This window comes from Lactobacillus porci, assembly GCF_009695985.1.
In the GTDB taxonomy this organism is placed as follows: domain Bacteria; phylum Bacillota; class Bacilli; order Lactobacillales; family Lactobacillaceae; genus Lactobacillus; species Lactobacillus absianus.
In genome coordinates this window covers 1-19593 of the sequence record NZ_VUMX01000030.1, presented here as the reverse complement: position 1 = coordinate 19593, position 19593 = coordinate 1, and the positions used below count along the sequence as shown (strand labels likewise).

At 54.2% G+C, this 19593-nt stretch carries 21 protein-coding genes and 1 pseudogene; 6 read left to right on the top strand and 16 right to left on the bottom strand.

Annotation, left to right across the window (positions count from 1 at the left end):
- Window positions 1-314 precede the first annotated feature (314 nt).
- The 5 genes from ytpR to FYJ62_RS08930 all read right to left on the bottom strand — a co-directional run bounded on the left by ytpR (window position 315) and on the right by FYJ62_RS08930 (window position 4052).
- Complete coding sequence (ytpR, locus tag FYJ62_RS08950; RefSeq protein WP_154549346.1) at window positions 315-962, bottom strand: YtpR family tRNA-binding protein; 648 nt, start codon at window positions 960-962, stop codon at window positions 315-317.
- 22 nt (window positions 963-984) lie between these two features.
- Entirely contained in the window at window positions 985-1305 is a 321-nt protein-coding gene (locus FYJ62_RS08945) for a thioredoxin family protein (protein WP_154549345.1), read from the bottom strand.
- A 57-nt stretch (window positions 1306-1362) separates the two neighbouring features.
- The gene (gene trmB, locus FYJ62_RS08940; RefSeq protein WP_154549344.1) at window positions 1363-2025 is read right to left on the bottom strand and encodes a tRNA (guanosine(46)-N7)-methyltransferase TrmB; all 663 of its coding nucleotides are present in this window, start codon (window positions 2023-2025) and stop codon (window positions 1363-1365) included.
- Between the two features lie 61 nt (window positions 2026-2086).
- A complete protein-coding gene (locus FYJ62_RS08935; protein WP_154549343.1) occupies window positions 2087-3319 on the bottom strand; it encodes an ABC transporter permease in 1233 nt (410 codons plus the stop codon).
- Window positions 3312-4052, bottom strand: a complete 741-nt coding sequence (locus FYJ62_RS08930; protein ID WP_154549342.1) for an ABC transporter ATP-binding protein — start codon at window positions 4050-4052, stop codon at window positions 3312-3314. The genes FYJ62_RS08935 and FYJ62_RS08930 overlap by 8 nt, the downstream gene beginning before the upstream one ends.
- A 94-nt stretch (window positions 4053-4146) precedes the next feature.
- On the opposite strand from FYJ62_RS08930, the gene FYJ62_RS08925 reads away from it, so the two are divergent.
- Both FYJ62_RS08925 and FYJ62_RS08920 read left to right on the top strand, forming a co-directional pair.
- Entirely contained in the window at window positions 4147-4584 is a 438-nt protein-coding gene (locus FYJ62_RS08925; RefSeq protein ID WP_154549341.1) for an HIT family protein, read from the top strand.
- 19 nt (window positions 4585-4603) lie between these two features.
- The gene (locus tag FYJ62_RS08920) at window positions 4604-4954 is read left to right on the top strand and encodes a YtxH domain-containing protein (protein ID WP_154549340.1); all 351 of its coding nucleotides are present in this window, start codon (window positions 4604-4606) and stop codon (window positions 4952-4954) included.
- A 77-nt stretch (window positions 4955-5031) separates the two neighbouring features.
- Here FYJ62_RS08920 and FYJ62_RS08915 read toward each other — a convergent pair whose 3' ends face one another.
- Entirely contained in the window at window positions 5032-5961 is a 930-nt protein-coding gene (locus tag FYJ62_RS08915; RefSeq protein ID WP_154549339.1) for a dihydroorotate dehydrogenase, read from the bottom strand.
- 263 nt (window positions 5962-6224) lie between these two features.
- Here FYJ62_RS08915 and pyrF point away from each other — a divergent pair, with 263 nt between their 5' ends.
- The 3 genes from pyrF to FYJ62_RS08900 all read left to right on the top strand — a co-directional run bounded on the left by pyrF (window position 6225) and on the right by FYJ62_RS08900 (window position 8649).
- A complete protein-coding gene (pyrF, locus tag FYJ62_RS08910; RefSeq protein WP_154549338.1) occupies window positions 6225-6938 on the top strand; it encodes an orotidine-5'-phosphate decarboxylase in 714 nt (237 codons plus the stop codon).
- A gap of 1 nt (window position 6939) precedes the next feature.
- Window positions 6940-7563, top strand: a complete 624-nt coding sequence (gene pyrE / locus FYJ62_RS08905; protein WP_154549337.1) for an orotate phosphoribosyltransferase — start codon at window positions 6940-6942, stop codon at window positions 7561-7563.
- 150 nt (window positions 7564-7713) lie between these two features.
- The gene (locus FYJ62_RS08900) at window positions 7714-8649 is read left to right on the top strand and encodes a peptidylprolyl isomerase PrsA (RefSeq protein WP_154549336.1); all 936 of its coding nucleotides are present in this window, start codon (window positions 7714-7716) and stop codon (window positions 8647-8649) included.
- A 156-nt stretch (window positions 8650-8805) separates the two neighbouring features.
- On the opposite strand, the gene FYJ62_RS08895 is transcribed toward FYJ62_RS08900, so the two are convergent.
- The 9 genes and pseudogenes from FYJ62_RS08895 to FYJ62_RS08860 all read right to left on the bottom strand — a co-directional run bounded on the left by FYJ62_RS08895 (window position 8806) and on the right by FYJ62_RS08860 (window position 17538).
- Complete coding sequence (locus FYJ62_RS08895) at window positions 8806-9120, bottom strand: prephenate dehydrogenase dimerization domain-containing protein (RefSeq protein WP_154549335.1); 315 nt, start codon at window positions 9118-9120, stop codon at window positions 8806-8808.
- Window positions 9083-9301, bottom strand: coding sequence for a hypothetical protein (locus tag FYJ62_RS10955; protein WP_268233459.1), 219 nt, complete (start codon window positions 9299-9301; stop codon window positions 9083-9085). Before FYJ62_RS10955 ends, FYJ62_RS08895 begins: the two co-directional genes overlap by 38 nt.
- Window positions 9298-9576 carry a 3-phosphoshikimate 1-carboxyvinyltransferase gene (locus FYJ62_RS10950; protein WP_268233458.1) on the bottom strand — a complete coding sequence of 93 codons (279 nt, stop codon included), beginning with the start codon at window positions 9574-9576 and terminating at the stop codon, window positions 9298-9300. The genes FYJ62_RS10955 and FYJ62_RS10950 overlap by 4 nt, the downstream gene beginning before the upstream one ends.
- 1 nt (window position 9577) lies before the next feature.
- Window positions 9578-10220: pseudogene (locus FYJ62_RS08885) on the bottom strand (chorismate synthase); the annotation flags it as partial.
- 64 nt (window positions 10221-10284) lie between these two features.
- Window positions 10285-11256 carry a 3'-5' exoribonuclease YhaM family protein gene (locus tag FYJ62_RS08880; protein WP_206988517.1) on the bottom strand — a complete coding sequence of 324 codons (972 nt, stop codon included), beginning with the start codon at window positions 11254-11256 and terminating at the stop codon, window positions 10285-10287.
- 1 nt (window position 11257) lies between these two features.
- On the bottom strand, window positions 11258-13840 hold the full coding sequence (locus FYJ62_RS08875; protein ID WP_154549334.1) for an AAA family ATPase: 2583 nt from the start codon (window positions 13838-13840) through the stop codon (window positions 11258-11260).
- The gene (locus FYJ62_RS08870; RefSeq protein WP_154549333.1) at window positions 13837-15051 is read right to left on the bottom strand and encodes a metallophosphoesterase family protein; all 1215 of its coding nucleotides are present in this window, start codon (window positions 15049-15051) and stop codon (window positions 13837-13839) included. Before FYJ62_RS08870 ends, FYJ62_RS08875 begins: the two co-directional genes overlap by 4 nt.
- A complete protein-coding gene (locus FYJ62_RS08865) occupies window positions 15051-15404 on the bottom strand; it encodes a YlbF family regulator (RefSeq protein ID WP_154549332.1) in 354 nt (117 codons plus the stop codon). Before FYJ62_RS08865 ends, FYJ62_RS08870 begins: the two co-directional genes overlap by 1 nt.
- Before the next feature lie 46 nt (window positions 15405-15450).
- Window positions 15451-17538 (bottom strand): transglycosylase domain-containing protein, encoded by a 2088-nt coding sequence (locus FYJ62_RS08860; protein ID WP_154549331.1) that lies wholly within the window; start codon window positions 17536-17538, stop codon window positions 15451-15453.
- Between the two features lie 125 nt (window positions 17539-17663).
- Between FYJ62_RS08860 and FYJ62_RS08855 the strand changes: the two genes are divergently transcribed.
- Window positions 17664-18524 (top strand): RluA family pseudouridine synthase, encoded by an 861-nt coding sequence (locus tag FYJ62_RS08855; protein WP_154549330.1) that lies wholly within the window; start codon window positions 17664-17666, stop codon window positions 18522-18524.
- 113 nt (window positions 18525-18637) lie between these two features.
- Here the strand turns inward: FYJ62_RS08855 and FYJ62_RS08850 are convergent, their stop codons facing one another.
- Window positions 18638-19273, bottom strand: coding sequence for a sortase (locus FYJ62_RS08850; RefSeq protein ID WP_326832028.1), 636 nt, complete (start codon window positions 19271-19273; stop codon window positions 18638-18640).
- Between the last annotated feature and the right edge of the window lie 320 nt (window positions 19274-19593).

The following is a 19593-nucleotide window of genomic DNA, read 5'->3' as shown; positions in this document are numbered from 1 at the left end:
ATCAAGACTGAGAGACGTAAGGGTTATGGGTATCCAGATGATGAATACTTCTTTCTGCGATTAATGGAAATATCCCGAAAGGCATCCTAAATCTCACAGCCGTTTACACAAGTTTTTATACTGAACCTTCTTTTTCCTCGACTTGTCTATTGCCTTCATAAAATTATAGCAAAATCACAAGTTGTCACTCAACTTCAACTTATATTTTTATCTCTATTCTTTTATCTTCACTTGATTCCCTATACCTTAACTTACCCATTTTTTCACCAAAACAAAAACCCAGCACCGTTTCCGATGCTGGGTTAAATATCCGATTACAGCGTAATCACACCGCTGGCGAGCAATTCGTCGCACTTGGTTGGTTCGAATTCATCCCCAACCTTAAAGGTGTCAGGCACAACCATAATGCCGCGCTTTTGCGGAGCATGAGCCAGGCCCAGTTCACGGGCTGAGCAGATCATGCCGTCTGATTCAACGCCGCGCAGGGCACCTGGCCAGATTTGCTTGCCGTCTGGCATCAAAGTGCCTGACAAGGCAACGACGACCTTTTGCCCTTGGGCAATGTTTGGCGCGCCGCAGACGATTTGGTGGTCCGTGCCGTCGCCAACGTCAATGGTCGTCACGTGCAGGTGGTCTGAGTCCGGGTGGGCCTCGCAGGTCTTAACGTAGCCGTAAACCAGGGTTGGCTTGGAAACTTCCAGCTGGTCGTCAAAGCCGACTTCCGCCAGCTTCTTGTTCAAAGCGGCAACTTCATCAGCATTGAGCTTTACTTGGCCGTTTGGCAGCTTGTCGTAGTCAAGAAGCTTGTCAACGTTAAAGAAGTTGAAACCAGTCAGCTTGCCCTTGCTGTCAGTCACGCGCGTAACGTCCGGCTTTTCTTCGTAATTGCTTGCACCTTCGCCTTGCGCCAAAATAACGATCAAGGTGTTTGGATAACTAATCTTGTTAATACTAGTGATCATGGATCTAACTGTCCCCTCTTATTTAGTCAACAGAACGCAAGAAATCTTCTACTTCTTGTTTGCTCTTGCGATCTCCATTAACTAGTCTACCAATTTCTTGTCCATCTTGGTAGACGACAAATGAAGGAATTCCCATAATGTTCATTTCCTTGCACAAGTCAATGGAGCCGTCGCGGTCAACCTTGATGAAGCGGCTGTCAGCGAAGTCGGCTTCAATGCTTGGCATGGCCGGATCCAAAAAACGGCAGTCCGGGCACCAGTCAGCGCTGAATTCTACCACGGTGCGGCCACTCTTGGTCAAGTCAGCCAGCTTTTCTTTGTCAACGACTTGGTAATCTTCCATTTTGCCCTCCTACTTACTTTTTATAAGTGAAATCTTTTTAAGGATATTTTACCCGATTTATCTGTCCTTGTCCAAAAAATCAGCGTGCAGGCAGTAGATCGGGTTGCCTTTTGAGGCAAATTTGTGCTCGTACTCGGTTTCGATGTTGGCGGCCACGATTTCTTCTTTTTCATGGTGAAGGTCAACGGACACGAAGTCAAAGTGCATCCCGAAGTTGTTCATGCTCTTGAGGCTGTAGGCAAACAGGCCGGCATTGTCAGTCTTGAACTCGATCATCCCGTCAGCGGTCAAGACCTGCCGGTATTCTTCCAGGAAACTGCGGTAGGTCAGGCGACGCTTTTCATGGCGGGTCTTTGGCCAAGGATCGGAGAAGTTGAGGTAAATCCGGTTGGTGGAATTCTGGCCAAAGTAGGCGACCAGATTGGCCGCGTCGGCGCAAAGGATCTGCAGGTTGTCCAGGCCCTCATCCAGCTTCTTCTTCAAGATGATGCCGGCCGCGGTCTTTTGGATTTCCATGGCGATGAAGTTCTTTTCCGGGTGCTGCTGGGCCAAGGTGGTGATGAACTGGCCCTTGCCCGAGCCAATTTCGATTTCAATCGGCTGCTTCTTGGCAAAGCGGCTGTCCCAGTCAATCTTGACCTCGGGATCCGGCCGGTCCAAGGCGGCTTCTGGGTGATCATCGATCAGTTGGTTGGCCCATGGCTTGTTCTTTAAACGCATTCTGTATGTTCTTCCTTTTCGTAAAAAAATTGCTATCTTAGCATTTTAACCTATTCGCGGACTATTTGCCCCGCTTTTTTCCCCGGTATCTGGCCCGCTTGTCTTCTTCCGCCGTCTTGCACGGCAGGTAAAGGCCGGCCAAGATGGCCGCCCAGGCCATAATGGCCAAGGCGCACAAGAACTTGTGCTCTGGCAATAGCAGGAGCCAGCAGACGGCCAGGAGCGCGGCTTGCAGGAAAACGGCCCCGCCCAAGACCCGGCGCAGGTCTTGTCCCCGCTTTTCGCGCGTGATCGGGTAGACCCGGTACATGACGTTCTTGTCATAGGCCTGCCCCAGTGGCAGCAGCTGCCAGACGGTCAAGTAGAGCACCAGGGCGCTTAAGCCCAGGACCCAGTAAGGGCTCTGCACCACGATCGTCAGCAGGATGGCAAAAGCCGTCATCCGGACCAAGAGGTTCAGGTATTCCGGGTCGCGCAGAAGCGTCCGCCGGTACAAGAAACTGTTTGGCGTCTCCCGCTTGCACGTTTTTGGCAAGAGGAAGTCCAGGTACTTGCGCCGCTTGACTTGAATCTTGCGCTCGCGGACGTCCGTAAACATGGAGAAGGCGGCATAGACGACTTCCTTTCTGCTTCGCTCATAGTCGATCGCGTACTGCCAGTCAAACAGCTTCTGTCGCTTGCCCCTGCTGGCCAGCAAAATGGCCAGCAAGTTGCCGACTAAGAGCAGGCAGGCAAAATTCCGGCCAAGCCAAAGCAAGGCCAGCAAGCCGGCCAGGTTGGCCAGGCGGGCAAGCCGGAGGCCGCGGGTGATTGCATGGTCAAAATCAAAGTGGCGGCTGGTCCAGAGCAGGTCAAAGTACTTGCCCGCGCCAAGGCCCAAGAGCAAGAGCAGGTAGCTCAGCGGGCTGATCCCCAGCTTGATTCTGGCAAAGGGAAACATCACCCCGCCCGTCAAGGCCAGCAGGAAGGTTGGCAGGTACATGCTGTAGCGGCGCATTGGGGCCAGGTACTCCTCCATCTGGTCGTCTTTGGTCAAAAGGAACTGCCGGTCCGCGTCTTGGAGCAAAGTAACCAGCTTCCCGCTTAAAGTCGGCAGCCAGAGAATGAGGGCCAAAAGCAAGGGGTAGTACCACAAATTCCTGGGCATGGTCTTCATTGCCTGGGCGTACCAGAACATCAAGGCTCCGAACATGAAGATGATGGCCAGGACGAAGAAGTCGTTAAAAACCAGAGTCAGGTACTTGACTGACTGCCGCAGGTTGGCAGCGAGTCTTTTCTTCGCTAGATCACGCATTGCTCTGCTCCTGGTAAAGCAGCTGGTAGAGGCGGTCAAAGGAATCGGTGGCCTTTAAGCCGTAGTGGCGGCGAATCTCGTCCAAAGTGCCCACCACTTCAATCGTGCCGCGGTTTAAGACGGCATAGTTGGAGATGGCCTGCTGGGCATCAGCGAGGACGTGGGTCGTCATCAGGATTTCCTTCCCCTCCTGCTTGCCTTGCCTGATCAAGTCGATGAAGTTGGCCACGGCCAAGGGATCCAGGCCGGTAAAAGGCTCATCGATCACCAGCAGCTTGGCTGGCGCCAAAAAGGCGGCCGTGATCATCACCTTCTGCTGCATCCCCTTGGAAAAGTGAACCGGCAGCCAGTCCAGCTTGTCATCCAGTCTGAAAGTCTTCAGCAGGCGGTGGGCCTTTTCCCAAGCTTCGTCCAGGTCCAAGTCATAAGCCAGCATGGTCAGTTCCAAATGCTCCTTCAAGGTCAGCTCCGGGTAGATGACCGGGGTTTCGGGGATGTAGGCCAGCTTCTTCTTGAACTTGGATGGCTCATTGGCCAGGCTGATCCCATCCAGGCTGATCTTCCCCTGCTGCGGGCGCAAAAGGCCGAGAAGATGCTTGATCGTAGTTGACTTGCCGGCCCCGTTCAGCCCGATCAACCCCAAGGCTTCGCCCGGCTTGATGGTCAAATTGATATCTTTGATGACTGGCGTGCCACTGTAGCCGCCAGTTAAATGCTCAATTTTTAAAGTCATTTTTCCTATCTTTCTTTATGTTTTTGTCCTTGTCTTATGATAGCATGAAGGCATAAAGAATCTAAAATAATATACAAGCAAAAGAGGTACCAACATGAGCGAAAACGAATTAATCGACGACTGCCTGTTCTGCAAGATCATCCGCGGCGAAATCGGCAGCTACACTGTTTTTGAAAATGATGACGTCAAAGCCTTCCTGGACATCTCCCAAGTCAACGAAGGCCACGTATTGATGGTTCCAAAGAAGCACATCGTCAACTTCTTTGACTACACGGCTGAAGATGCCCAAAGATTCCTGCAATACATTCCAGAAATCGCCAACGCCATCAAGAAGTCCAACCCAAGAATTCAAGCCATGAACATCACCAGCAACAACGGCCCAGTTGCCGGCCAAGTGGTCATGCACTCCCACATCCACTTCATCCCCCGCTGGGAAGGCGACGGCATCAAGTTCTTCACCCGCAACAACGCCGACCAATATGATGAAGCCAAGTACCAAGCCGTGGCTGACGCCATCAAGGCCCAGTTTTAAGTAAAAGGAGGCACGCGACATGGCAGACTTTAAGCATTTTGGCCTGGGCTTCCTCTTGGGGGCAGCGGCTGGCGCCGTTATTGCCTTCTTGCCTGACGAAAGCGGCAACAGCACCCGCGACTACTTGAAGAAGGACGCCAAAGACATCAAAGAAGCCCATGAAGAGCTCCAGCGCGGCGCCGGCAAGGCGGCCGACGCAAGCAGGCGCTTGGCAGAAGAGCTGCCAAACGCCACGCAGATGCTGGACGACCTGACGACTGACGTTGACCGCTTCAAGCTGGAAGCCAACGACGAAATCGCCCGCCTGCAGGAAAAGATCGACCGCCTAAGCGAAGATCTCAACCAGGACTTGAACCAAAGCGAAAACTAAATCCCAGCTAAAAAACTACCAAGCCTGGCCTTGATTGACCTAGCTTGGTAGTTTTTGTTTTTTTCGCCTGTTTTCCGCTATTCCTTGTTGGACTGCCACTGGCCCACGATTTCGTTGACGTCGCTGGCCCCCATCTTGGCCAAGACGGCTGGCAGGCCGGCAATTACGTGCGGCAGGGCCAGCTTGTCGTAGAAATTCATGGTCCCGATCTGCACGGCTGAAGCCCCGGCAAGCATGAATTCCGCCGCGTCTTCAGCGCTGTTGATGCCGCCCACGCCAATAATCGGCAGATTCGTTGCCTGGTGCACCTGAGCAACCATGCGGATAGCCAAAGGCTTGACGGCTTCACCGGATACTCCGCCAAAGTCGTTGCCCAGGACCGGCCGTCTGCTCTGCAAATCCAGGTGCAGGCCCAAGACGGTGTTGATCAGGGTCAGGCCGTCTGCCCCGCCCCGTTCAGCCGCCTTGGCGATTTCAGTAATGTCGGTCACGTTTGGAGTCAGCTTGACATAGACCGGCAGATTAACGCGCTCCTTTACCAGCCGGGTAACCCGCTCAACCATTTCTGGATGAACGCCAAAGGTCATCCCGCCTTCAGACACGTTCGGGCAAGACAGGTTCAGCTCCAGCGCATCTGGCTTTCCGGCGGCCAGGATCTCCGCGACCTCCACGTAGTCCTGCACGCTCTCCCCGCCTACGCTGGCTAGAATTGGCAGGTCCGGGTGCTTCTGGCGCAGGGCCGGCAGCTTTTCTTTCGCGACTGCTTCAACGCCTGGGTTGGTCAAGCCCACGGCATTCATGACCCCGTCCTTGAGCATGGCAATCTGCGGCTGCGGGTTGCCCGTGCGCGCGTGGCGGGTGGTCGTCTTGATCACCATGGCCCCCAGCTGGTCCCAGTCAAAGTTCTCTGGCAGATCGCCAAAGGCGAAAGTCCCGCTGGCTGGCATGACCGGGTTCTTCATGTTCAAGCCAGGCAGCTTGACGGATAAATTGATTTCGTTAGCCATTTTGTCCTCCCAAAAAGCGCTCTTTTGCAAATTTATAACTTGTTTGAAATTCGTCAAAATTATCCTACAAAAAATCTCAAAACACAAGGGGAAATTTGCTCTTGATTTTTTAAATTGTTCGTGTTAGCATTCTTGTAACTAAGCTTTAAATGGTACAGAGAGACCACAAGCACCACAAAAGTATTTTGTATGCACCCGTATGCCCGCCTGGGGTCTCTTTAGACTCTGGCGGGCTTTTTTCGGTGTTTTTCTAAGGAGTAGCAATGACCAAACCATTATTTATTGCCCTGGACTTTGACAAGAAAGCAGACATGTGGGCCCTGTTAAAGCAGCTGGATCCCAGCCAGGAAATCCACGTCAAGGTCGGAATGGAAATGTTCTACCAATATGGCAGTGAGATTGTTCGTGAGCTGTCAGACAAAGGCTTCAAAATTTTCCTGGACCTGAAGCTGCACGACATCCCCAACACGGTCAAGCGGTCAGCCAAGCAGCTGGCCAAGCTGGGCGTCTACTGCACGACCGTCCACGCTCTGGGCGGCAAGGAGATGATCAAGGCCGCCAAAGAAGGCCTGATTGCCGGAACGCCGGCTGGCAAGCCAGTACCCAAGCTGCTGGCCGTCACGGAGCTGACCTCAATCTCAGAGGAAGTCTTAAAAGATGAGCAGCACTGCAGCCTGCCGCTGAAAGATGAGGTCAAGGCCCTGGCTCACCAGGCCCAGGAAGCCGGCGCCGACGGGATCATCTGCTCGCCCCTGGAAGTGGCTGGGATGAAGGCTGAATTCCCTGACGACTTTATGTTCGTCACCCCCGGCATCCGCCCCAAGAACTACCAGAAAGACGACCAGGCCCGGGTCACTACCCCTGCCCAAGCCCGAAAGAACGGGTCAAGCGCCATTGTCGTCGGCCGACCAATCACCCAGGCCGCTGACCCGGCCAAGGCCTACCAAGAGATTTTGCAAGACTGGAGAGAAAACTAAAATGGACAACAATGAAATCATTCGCCAATTAATCGCCAAGAAAATCGTAACTATTTCACCTGACAGCGAATTCGTCTATGCCAGCGGGATGCACTCACCAATCTACACTGACCTGCGGCAAACGATTTCCTACCCAGAATTGCGCCAAGCCATCGCTGAAAACCTGGCCGCCCTGATCAAGCAGGAATTCCCAGCAGTCACGGTGATCGGCGGGGTCGCAACTGCCGGCATCCCGCACGCTGCCTGGGTTGCCCAAGTCATGGGCCTGCCAATGATCTACGTCCGCTCCAAGCCAAAAGACCACGGCAAGGGCCGGCAGATCGAAGGCCGCGTTGACGCAAATGACCACATCGTCTTGATCGACGACCTGATCTCAACTGGCGGCTCAGTCCTTTCCGCCGTGCAAGCCGTTAGAAAGGAAGGGGCCCAGGTTGACGGGGTCAGCTCCATTTTCACTTACCTCCTGCCAGACGCGGACGAGAACTTCAAGAAGGCCGACACCAAGTTCGCGCCTTTGCTCAACTACCGGGAACTAATTGAGCAGGAAATCGCCAAGACGGTCACCAAAGACCAATACGAAGAGCTTTTGGCCTGGCACAAGGATCCTTGGCACTGGCAACGGTAAACGGCATTTTTAGCAGATAATGTGGCAAAATCTTAAAACCTTTTTTAAGATAGTGACTTTTTCATGAAGTTTTCTGCATTCGGCTCTAAAGTGCTTAAAATATGGTATATTAGTTACCAGTACGTATTAAGGATGTGGAGATATACATTTATGAACAAGCAATTGAAGAGAATCGTCGTATTGGCTGCAACTGCTGCAATCGGTCTGTCCACTGCAGCCTGCTCAAGCAGCCCAACCGTTGTCAACTACAAGGGCGGCAAGATCACTCAGGATGAGTACTACACGCAAATGAAGAACACTTCAGCCGGCCAATCAACCTTGGTCAGCCTGATCATCTACCGGACCTTGAAGCAGCAATACGGCGACAAGGTATCTTCAAAGAAGATCAACGCCGAATACAACAAGTACAAGAAGCAATACGGCTCAAGCTTCAGCAGCGTATTGAGCTACAGCGGCTTGACTACTGACAGCTTCAAGCAGAACCTGGCCACCAACTTGTACTCAATCGCGGCTTTGAAGGACCTGAAGAAGGTTTCAACTGCCCAAGAAAAGAAGTGGTGGAAGAGCTACACCCCTGATGTAACCGTTCAGCACATTTCAACTTCAAGCAAGTCTGACGCGGAAACGGTCATCAAGAAGCTGAAGAGCGGCACCAGTTTCGCGACTCTGGCTAAGAAGTACTCAACCGATACTGCAACCAAGAACAAGGGCGGCAAGCTGGCAGCCTTCGACTCAACCGACACTTCCCTGTCATCAACCTTTAAGAAGGCTGCTTGGAAGCTTAAGGAGGGTCAATACACCACTACTCCAGTCAAGACCTCATCTGGCTACGAAGTCATCAAGGTCTTGAAGGTAGCCAAGAAGGACTCATACGCAAACCACAAGAAGTTCATCGACAAGCAGATCTACCAAACTTGGGCTGCCGACTCAAACACGATGACCAAGATCATCGGCAAGGTTTTGAAGAAGGCCAATGTTGAAATCAAGGACAAGGACCTGAAGAGCAAGAACCTGCTTTCCAGCTACCTGAACCCTTCAGCAAGCACTTCAGCAAGTTCAGCCTCAACCTCTGTTTCAGGCAACTAAGCCCGCAGCAAAATGAAGTAAAGCAAAAAGAGCAACGTCAACTGACGCTGCTCTTTTTCTTTGGCTTTTTTTAGTTTTGTCCAACTTCCGGAAAATGGCCGACCAGGATCTTTCTGGCCTCAGCTGGTCGCGGCCGCTTTTGGCCGCGGCAAAGTACTAGTACAGGGCAGCTTCATCGCGGTCCTTGATCTTTTGGGCTAGCTGGTCCAAAACCTGCTGGTATTTCGCCAGCTGCTGGAAAATGTCTGCTGAATTGGTCAGCAGGATCTGGTTCCACATGGTGGGATCTGAGCTGGCAATCCGAGTGATGGACTTAAAGCCGCCAGCAGCCAGCCGCATCCCTACGCTTGCCCCCTTGAAGGTTTCCTCAGTCTGGTTGACCAGGCCGGCGGCAATGATGTGCAGCAGATGGCTGATCTGGGCCACGGCCTTGTCATGCTCTGGCGCGGTGATTTCCAGCCGGGCGCTCATTTTTTTCCAGAACCTTGACAATCCCGGTCCTGGTTGGATTCAGGTTGACCTGGGTCAGGGTCAGATCGGAATTGGGAACGATGGCGGCCGCGGTCATGAAAAAGGCTGCCGACGAAATGTCGCCTGGTACCAGGACGTCGCAGGCCTGCAGGTCTGCACCCGGCCAGACATGGATCGTCAAGCCGTCCTTAAAGCGGCAAAGATCAAGGCGCTCTTGACCTGGGCACTGGCCACCTGCAGCTGGACCTCGGCCCGGTGCAGCTTTTGCCCGTGAATCATGCAAGGCAGGGTGCCAGTTGGGCTCAGCTCAACCCTGGCGCCAAAAGCCCGCAAAGGATCGGCCACGCGCCGCATGGGCCGCTTTTGCAAGGATGCGTCACCGGCAAAGCGGACGTCAAAGTCAGTACCGGCCAACAGGCCCATCAGCAGGCGCGTGGTCGTGCCCGAGTTGCCCATGTCCAAAGTCCTGGCCGGCTTTTGGCCCAATTTCAAAGCCGTCCCCGAAGCTGACCCACTTCATGGCGCTGACGCCGACCGCGGGTGCCGCCAGCTTGGCATCCAGCTTGATATCCCAGCTGACGTAGCTGCCTAAGGCCACCGGCACCCCGTTGACGACAACCCTGATCTGCCCGCCCAAGGTATCGCCAGCTTCCTTGGTCTGGTCGATCAAGCGGTGGATCGCCTCCACCTTGTCCTGGTCAACGACCCGCATGTCATTTTTGGCAATTTCAGTCTGGATCTCCTTGACGCTGGTCGGCTGCAAATCATCAGCCGCTGCTGAGCCAACGCAGGCCACGTAACCGGCAAGCTCGATGCCCAGAGCCCGCAGAAGCTGCTCCCAAAGCCACCCGCAAAGTGGTTTCTCTGGCAGAAGACCGCTCCAGGACATTGCGCAGGTCTCGGTGGTGGTACTTCATCCCCCCGATCAGATCCGCGTGACCTGGCCGCGGTCTTTCCAGGCTTCGCTTGGAGTTTTCCGCGTTTTCAAGAGCACTTGGGGACATGATCTCACCCCAGTTGCCGTGATCCCGGTTCTTGACGACCAGGGCCACTGGCCCGCCCAGGGTCTTGTGGTGCCGAACCCCGCCGACGATTTCAACAGCAAGGCTAACAAAAAAGCAGGTCTTTGGCCTGCTTTGCTTAAATATTTTGCCTCCATGACCACTATTTATTAAAGCGGTCCAGATTTTCATCTTTTTTCGGCCGGTAGTAGCGCTTGCCGTCTTGCGCCATCATTGGCGGCGTAAAGCTGCCAGGCTTGGTGCCCTTCAGCTCATTACTGATCGCGTTGACCGCGGCATCCAGGTCATCGATCCGGTGCAGCAGCTCAGCCTCCAGCAGGGCTGGCAGCTTAGGCGATCCGTACTCATAGCGGCCATGATGGGACAAGACCATGTGCCGCAAGAGCAGCAGGTCTTCTGAATCTGGCGCGATGCCCAAGTCATGGGCCGCCAAGACCAGCTGCTCATCAATCAAGACCAAATGGCCGATCAGGTTGCCTTCAGTCGTGTACTGGGTGGCCACCGGGCCGGAAAGTTCCAGCACCTTCCCCATATCGTGGAGAATGCAGCCGGCAAACAGCAATGATTGGTTGACTTCCGGGTAGTTTCTGGAAATTCCGTCAGCATCCCTTAGCATGGTCAGGGTATGAAAGGCCAAGCCGCCCTTGAAAGCGTGGTGGTTGGACTTTCCTGCCGGGTAGGCAAAAAAGCGCTTGTCCCATTTCTTGAGCAGGTAGGTCACCAAATCTGACCAGGTCTGATTGTGAATCCGGTCAACGAAGGCCTGAATTTCCTGTTTCATGTCGCCTGGTTCTTCCGGACCCGTCTGGACGAACTGGCTCATGTCCACCTTTTCATCAGCGCCAACTGGGTGCATGGAAAAAATCTTGATCTGGTCATGATCGCGGTATTCCTCAATCATGCCCGACAAGGCCACCACCGTTCCCGCTGAAAAGCGGCTGGCATCTTCCTGGGTGGCATTCCAGTAGTTGCCCCGGATCGTGCCGGATGAGTCGGCCAACTGGAGCAATAAGTAGTGACGCCCCTTTTTGTCCTGTCTGAGTTGAGAGCTCTTCAGCATCAGAATCAGGTCGAATTCTTCTCCCTCGTTGTAATCTAGCAGACGTTTCAGCACGCTAGTCCTCCTTCACATACCTTAAAGGCGCGTCGCTTAACTGCCGCGCCAAGTCCTCACGCGCCGTGAAAACCAAAATTTGCTTGTCCTGGCTGAGCTTGGCCAGCAGGCCGGCAATATAGCCGGTCCGCTTGCCGTCAAAGTTGACGAATGAATCATCGATCAAGACCGGCAAGTCGATCTTGTCCTCGATCTGCACGACAAAAGCCAGCTTCAGGGCAAAATAGAGCTGCTCCTGGGTCCCTCTTGACAGGTATTCAACCGGCAGCTTCTTCTTGTCGGCCCTGACGACCTTGAGCGGGGTCCGCTTGGACTTCTTCTCCGGGAGAATAATGTCCAGGTAGCGGCCGCCCGTTAACAGGCTGAAGTAGTCCTTGGCCGTCTTGAGCATCTTCGGAAAGCGGTCATTTGAGGCCAGATCCAGAGCCCGGCCAATGACTTGGCCGGCCAGCAGGCTGGCCAGGTAGTCCTGACTGTCTTTCTTGAACTGGGCCTCATCCTTGGCCAAGTTCTGCTTGAGGGCAAAGACCTTGGCCGAATCGGCATACTGGCCGCGGCGGGCATGCAGGTCAGAGATCGCCTGCTGCTCAAGCTGCAGCCGCCGCTTAGCCTCAGCCAGCTGCTGGCTTAACTCCGCCGTGGCTGCCGCCAATTGACTTGCATCAAAGCCACCGGCTTCAAAGCGCGCCAATTGCTCGCCCAAGGCATTCTTAACGGCGGTCAGCTGGGCCTGCAGGCTGGCTTGCCGGCGCTGCTCCCTGGCCCTTTCCGTAAATTCATCCAGACTCTTGACTTTTTCCTTGGTCAAAAGCTTTTGCAGGCGCAAGTCGACTTCCCGGAGCAGCTTCTGGTCATTGGCCACTTGGGCGCTGGCCTGGTCAAAGTCCCGCTGCTGGCGCTCATAAAGGGCCAGTTGCTCATCTGCCGCTTCCAACTGACCGGAAATAGCCGCCAAATCCTGCGGCACTGGTGTCTTAGTCCAGTCCTGGATCTGCTTGGCCAAAGCTTCCAAGCTGTCCGCAAGGCTTTCGCGCTTATCTTGCAGCTCCTTGACCTGGGTGGCATTGATGACGAAATCGCGGTAGCTGCTGACCAGGTCATCCAAATTGACGTCGCTGGCCCGGAAGCCGTAGCGGCGGGCAAAGGCCTCCTCTTCATCGAGCAGCTCCTGGCGCAAGCGCTGGGCCTGCTCAGCTTTCGCTGCCTGCTCGGCCCGTCCGCTGGCCTGGGCCTGCTTTTGCCTGCCGGCCTGCCAGAAGTAGAGGCCAAGGCCGACTGCCACTAATACGGCCAAAAGGACCGGCGATTTAGCAATAAAGGCAATGAGCAGGGAAATAAGCAAATAAAGCGCGCCATAGACCAGCAGATTTGGCTTCTTTGCTGCTCCTGCCGTTTCATCCGCTTTATCGGTCTGGCTTGCCAGCTGCTTCAGCTGGTCGTCTGCCGCGGCTTCCTTTTGCCGGCTGTTGGTCCAATCCGCGTGCAACCGGTTGAACTCATCCGGCGTCAAAGATACGACCTTGTTCAAGTTGGCCGTCAGCTTGAGCAGGCTGGCCTGCTTGCTGGCTAAGGCGTCCAGCTGGTCATTGACGGCCGCCAGCTTGCGTTCAAGCTCCGCGGCCGCTTTTTTAAAGGCACTCAGCTGCTTCCTTCTTTCTGGCAGATCCAAGTCCTGCGCCAGCGGCTTCAGGCTGGCCTTTTCCTTGCCAATAGTTGCCTGCAGGGTCTGTACCTGGGCATTCAGTTTGACGGCCTGCTGGTAGCCTTCTTCGTCAAAGTCAACCGCCTTGACCTGTTGCTTTAATTCCAGGTAGCTTTGGTAGTTCTGGACCTGTTCCGCCATTTTCTCGCGCTTCTTCAGCTCGCCTTCCAGCTCGCTGATCTGCTTGGCAATCTTGGCTGCCTTGCCTTCTTCTTGCAGCAGCTCATCATTCAGCCGCTTGTAGGCGTCAAACTCCTCCCCCGCGGCCGCAGCTTGCGCGCGGTCAGCCTGGACCTTGTCCAAGGCCACGTTGACCGGCATCTTGTGGCTGGTCGGCTTAAAGAGGCTGCTGGCCTCCTTTTCCAGGTCCTGGCGGATGGCCAAGAGCTGGCTACTCTGCGCTGCCCCCAAGTAGTAAATGTTCTCCAGGATCTCGCCCTCCGACAGGCCAGTGACCTGGCGAAGCAGGTCTTCATTAAAAATGAAGCTGTCAGCGTAGAAGCCACCGTCAATATTCTGGATCTGGTCAAAAAACAGGCTCTCGGGTACTTCCTGTCCATCCTTGCAGACGGTCAGCTTCCCGGTCTTTGGCTTTTCGCCCTTGCTCCAGGTTCTCGTTAATTCATATTCCCCGTCGTCAGCCTCAAAGACCAGGCTTCCGCCCATTGGATAGCTCTTGGACAAGGGCTCGTAATCTTCAAAAAAGCTGGAGGCGGTATTCTTCAAGTTGAAGCCGAACATGACCTGCTTGATAAAGGCTACCGTGGTGCTCTTGCCAGCCTCATTAGGGCCAAAGAAGACGTCCAAGTTTCCCTCAGGCAAGGTAAAGGTCTGCTGGCTGAACTGGCCAAAATTGCGCATCTTGATCTGCTTCAGTCTCATTTGTCGATCTCCCCCTTAAGTCCCGCTAGCCGCTCGGCCAGCTTGACCTTGACCAATTGCTTTAAGCCAGCGATAAATTGCGGATCCGCAAATAATTCCTGGGACAGCTGGTCCTTCTTAAGCCAGGTCTTGGCGGCTGCTTTCAGCTGCTCGTCAGCCAGAACTTCTGCTTCAGCCGCCTTAAAGGCTTCCTGGTCGCTGCCGCTGAGCTTGACCACGCCCTTGACGGCAAAACGGACGTCAACCAGGCGTGAGTCAGCCGGCAGCTGCTGGGACACGCCCTCCCAGGCATGCTCATCAGCCCAGAATTCCAGCTGGTCGTCAGTCAGATATTCCGTCCCCCGCAGCTCTAAGGAGAAGTAGGTCTTGCCCTGGCACTTTTGCGCCAGTTCCCTAACGACTCTGGCTTCAAGCTCGCTCTTGCTCAAGCTCTCCGCGAGTTCCAGGCTGACCTGGCGCCAGACGATTGATGCCGTGGGCTTGAAGTCAATCGTGGTTTTCCCGCTGGCTTCATCAACCGTGCCCAAGATGCAGCCCTTGCCGCCAAGTTCGCCAATATCGCGCCCTTGAATATTTCCCGGGTAAACTATCCAGGGATCATCCGCCAGCACTTGGCCGGCATGGATGTGGCCCAAGGCAAAGTAGTCATATTGCAGGTCCTTGAGCTCATTTAAGGCAAATGGAGCGTAAACATTGCCGCTGGCTGCCTTTTGCGCGGCATGCATCAAGCCGAAGGCATATTCGCTGCCTCTGGGCGGAAAATGGGGAATCATGTCCTCCTCAATATGGTTTTGTGCATAAGAAAAGCCAGTCACGCTGTACTTAAAGCCGCTCTTAGTCACAAAATCGGCTCGCTCGACCTCCTGCCCGTCGCCCAGCAGCTTAAAGTAAGGGCTTTGCTTGACCAGAAGGTCGCTGGCCTGCATGTAGTCATGGTTCCCGAAAATCATGACGACTTGGATCTGGGCATCGGTCAGGCGCTGGAGCTGCTTGGCAAAGAAGAGCTGGCTAGCGGGCGATGGCTTGTTTGAATCGAAGCTGTCCCCGGCCACCAGGACCAGGTCCACCCGTTCAGCAATTGCCAGGTCCACGATCCGCGTGAGGGACTCGTCAGCGGAAGCGCGGACTCTTTCATATTCGTCTGTTGGCAAAAAAGATAGTCCACGAAATGGACTATCTAAGTGCGCGTCAGCAAAATGAATGAATTTCATTATGCGTTTCTCAAATCTTCGTATTCATCGGTCAATGGCTTACCGATGTTCTTCTGCACTTCATTGAGCAGGGTGTAGACCTGCTGCTCAGCCAGAAGCATCCCCTGCAGGGTCCCGTCTTGGGAGACGCGGCTGTTCAAGCTTTCAAAGTGGTCCTTTTGCTCGTCAGTCAAGGCCTTGCCGTTGGCTTGGGCTTCCATGATCTCCATTTGGGCCTGGTCCAGCTCCTTGAACAGGGCCAGACTGTCCGGATTGGCCTTTACGGCTGCCATGGCCTGCTTTAAGGCCACGAATTCCTGGGTCTGCTTCAAGTCTTCGGCTACTTGGTTGGCTGAATCAAAAATGTTTACCATATTTTTCTCCTATGCTCTGCTTAAGCCGGCATTCTGCCAGCCTGGGCTACTTGCCCATCATGTTCTTAAAATTATTGTACCATGAGTTGATCTTGTTCTTGGCATTATTTAAGCCATCTGAGATCGACTGCTTGACCTTGCTGCCAAAGTCCTCTGAACTTGCGCTGGACTTGCCTGCGGTCCCGTTTGAACTGGCCATGGAATCGGCAGCTTGCACCTTGAAGGACGACTGCTTGCTGTATGGCAGAAGGGCCTGCATTTCTGCCTTATAGAGGGAGGTAATCCCCGTTTCGGAAATTCCTTGCATATAGTGGGTCTTGTCAGTCTTGTCAAAGCCAACCCAGGTTGAAACGACCACGTCAGGAGTATAGCCGACGATCCACTGGTCCTTGGTCCCGTAAGCAAAAGAAACTTCCGTGGACCCGGTCTTGCCGGCAACGGAGTAGCCATAAGGCTGGGCGTTGACGGCGGTCCCGACCCGGAAGACGCTCAGCAGCATCTCAGTCATTTCCTTGGCCGTGTCCGCCGAGATGATCTGCTTGCTGCCGGTATCGCGGTTTTCAGCAATCACGTTGCCGGAGGCGTCGGTGATTTTGGTGATCAGGTAGGAACTGTCTGGCAGCTTGCCGGAATTGGCGAAAGCCGAGTAGGCTCTGGCCATCTGCATAGGGCTTACCCCAGTCGAGAGGCCGCCCAGGGCCAAAGCCAGGTTCTGGTCGCTCTTTGGCACGGTAATCCCAAACTTCTTCAAGTAGGAGACCCCAGTCGAAACGCCAATCTTGTTCAAAAGCCAGACCGCTGGCACGTTCTTGCTCTGCGCGATAGCCTGGTACATGGTGATCTGGTCAGAATACTGATTGTCAACGTTGACTGGCGAATAATTGTTCTTCCCAAAGGACTGGCGCTTGTTGGAAAGCTCTGAGTCGTAGTGGTAGCCCTTTTCAAGCGCGGCCGCGTAGACGGCCAGGGGCTTGATGGAGCTCCCTGGCTGCCGGCGCATCTGGGTGGCCCGGTTGTAGCCGCGGAAGACGTGCTTGCCGCGCCCGCCCACCAAGGCCGCGACGGCCCCAGTCTTGGGGTCCATGGCCACGCTGGCCCCCTGGACCTTGGTCCCGTCAGCCGCGCTGGCCGGGAAGTTGGCTTGGTTCTTGAAGCTGGTCTGCATGGCCTGTTGGTAGTTTTGGTTTAAGCTCGTGTAGATCTTCAGCCCCTTGGACATAATCTCGTTTTCACTGATGTGGTACTTGTTGACCGCTTCATCGATGACGGCATCAAAATAGTAGGGATACTTGTAGCCGCTCTTGGCGGAATAAGTATCCTTTAAGACCAAGCTGGTCTTTTTCGCCGCCTGGCACTGTGCTTGGCTAATGGCCTGGTTTTCAACCATCAATTCCAGAACCAAGTTCCGCCGGCTGGTCGCGTGGGACATGGAGTCAATCGGATTGTAGTAAGACGGACTCCGCAGCATCCCCGCCAAAGTGGCCCCCTCGCCCAAGGAGACCTGGCTGGCGTTTTTGCCAAAGTACTTGCGGCTGGCATCTTGCACCCCGTAGACCCCGTTGCCAAAGTAGGCATTGTTCAGGTACATGGTCAAAATCTGCTTCTTAGAGTAGACCTTGGTAACCTGTACCGCGTAAAAGATTTCCGCGATCTTGCGCGACAGGGTCTGCTGCTGGGTCAGAATTGAGTTCTTGACCAGCTGCTGGGTGATGGTCGACCCGCCCCCGGAAATATTCCCGTGGTGGACGAGATATGAGGCAAAAGCCCGCATGATCCCTTTCACGCTAAAACCCGGGTTGGTCCAAAAGGTCCGATCTTCCGTAGAGACGACGGCCTTTTGGATATTGGGTGAAATCTTGCTTAAGCTGACGTAGCTGCCCTTGCCGGAAGAAACTGAACCCGCCTTTTTGCCCTGCTTGTCATAAATCACCGTGGTCTTGGCCAGGGAGGCTTCCAAATTGGAAAGATTGGCAGTCTTCACCTTAAAGGTATAATAAGTACATGTGACAAGAACTACGCTCAAGATGGCCAGGATCAGCCAGCGGATGATTTGAAAGCGGTGGTTGAAGCGCCGCAGCCAATGCCCCTGGGGCTGACTGCTCTTGTTCTCTTGCCTGTTGCGCCTATGTTCCATTTACTATCTGCTCCTTTAGCTATAACAAGTAGATTTTAGCATAAATGCTGCCTAGGTCCGGATCAGGAGGCAGCAAGTTATTGATTTCTTAAATTGATTTTTAGAAAGACGGAGATGACCCAAGCATGATTTATCATTTTACTCTGACTTACCCCGAAAGCAAGACGCCGGAAGCCGTTGGCGACCTCCTGCGCGAATTGCTGCTGCCCCGCAAGTGGCGGCATTTTCTGCGCATTGAGAAACAAGTCCTCATCAACGGCAGCTACCGGAATTTCAACGAGCTGGTCCAGCCAGGCGAGGTCATTGACCTTTACCTGGACCAGGTTGCCTCTGCCCAAAGACCCTACCCGCCAAGCGGCCGGCTGCCAGAAGTAGTCTACGAGGACGCGAACCTTTTGGTCATCAATAAGCCTAAAGGGCAAAAGACCCACCCCAACCAGGGAGAAAACGGAACCGCCTTGAACGACTGCGCCAGCTACCTGGGCCAGAGTCCTTACATCATCCACCGCCTGGACATGCTGACTGGCGGCCTCTTGCTGGTCGCCAAGAATCCGGCCGTGGTCCCGATCATGAATCGGCAATTGCTGTCAAAGACTTTGAAGCGGGACTACCTAGCCACGGTCGACTTAACTGACTTGGGACAAAAGTTGCCGGACTCCGGCACGATTAATTTGCCCATTGGACAAGATCCCAATGACCAAAGAAAAAGAATGGTTCGCCCAGATGGCCTGCGGGCCGTCACCCACTACCAAGTGCTTGAAAGAGGAACGGCTTCCGCCAAGCTCCTGGTGAGCCTGGAGACCGGCCGAACTCACCAGATCAGGGTCCACCTGGCCAGCCTGGGCTGCCCCATCGCAGGCGACCCCCTCTATAATCCCCACTATGCTGAAGGGCAAGAGCTGCAACTGGCCGGCTGGCGGCTCTCCTTCATCAAGCCTTACAGTTTTGACCCGGTCCAGGTCCTTTTGCCAGCTGACCAAAGATAAGCTTGCAGTTCTAAATCCTTTTTGACGATTCAAATATGGCTATTATAGCCTAAAGAGCTGACTAGACCAAATTTTGTTCAACAAAAAAGCAATCCAACGCGAAATTGGATTGCTCATGGATTGCTATTTGATTTGCAATAAGCGGCGGCGGAATAAGTACAGGTAAATAGGCTCAGGTCGTACTTGCTCTTGACCATCTTGCTAATAGCCGTCGGCTTCAAGACCTCCAGCTTTGCCACCCGGTAGACGTAACGCCTGCCGCTGGCAGCTTTGAAATAGACCTTGTCGCCGACCTGCAGCTGGTTCAAGCGGCCAAAGTGGTTCACGAAGTTGTGCCCGGCCACGACCCAGTCGCGGTCAGCAGCAGAGCCGGTATAAGTGGCCGGTGAGACCTCCAGCTGGCTGAAGCGCCACTTGCTGGCGACCGGCAGGGTCTGCTGCAGCTTGGGGAAGCTGAGATAGCCGCAATAAGCGGTTCCCCGCACCTCAATCGTGCTCTGGTCCTGCTGGCCGTTTTCTTGAGGTCTCTGTTCTTTCAGCGTCTGCACGACTGCTTGGGCTGAACTGCCGGCAGCGTGATCTTCAACTAGATTGTGGGCCAGCAGCGGAATCGGCCAGTTGAGCTGGCCAGTCTGCGGCAGGCGTGGCGTTTGCGGCAAAGTCTTGATCAAGCCATGGGTGCTGGAGCCTTTGGCAGACTGATGCTTGCTGGTCTGCTCTTGGCCAGGATATTCCAGTTTGGTCGGCACTCCCTTTCTGGTGCTGGGACTGGAGCTGGACTTGGATGATTTCTTCGGCTTTCGGTTGTATTCAACTAGCTCATTAACATAAAAATAGCAGATAACTTGAACCTCCCACGACTAAAGTCGCGGGAATCTGGGGGCCACCCAGCACATTGCATGTAAGATTGCTGACTCCAAGAAGTACTCGGAGTGCTTAGGCTAGCTTCACAGCTGCCCGGTACCGTCTCGTCTTCGTTTTGACTCGCTCAGAAGATTACGCAGGCAGGTACCGTCTAGTGCTAAGGACGATTGTTCCGTTTCGCCCGGGCTGTTTTCTACATTTTCTA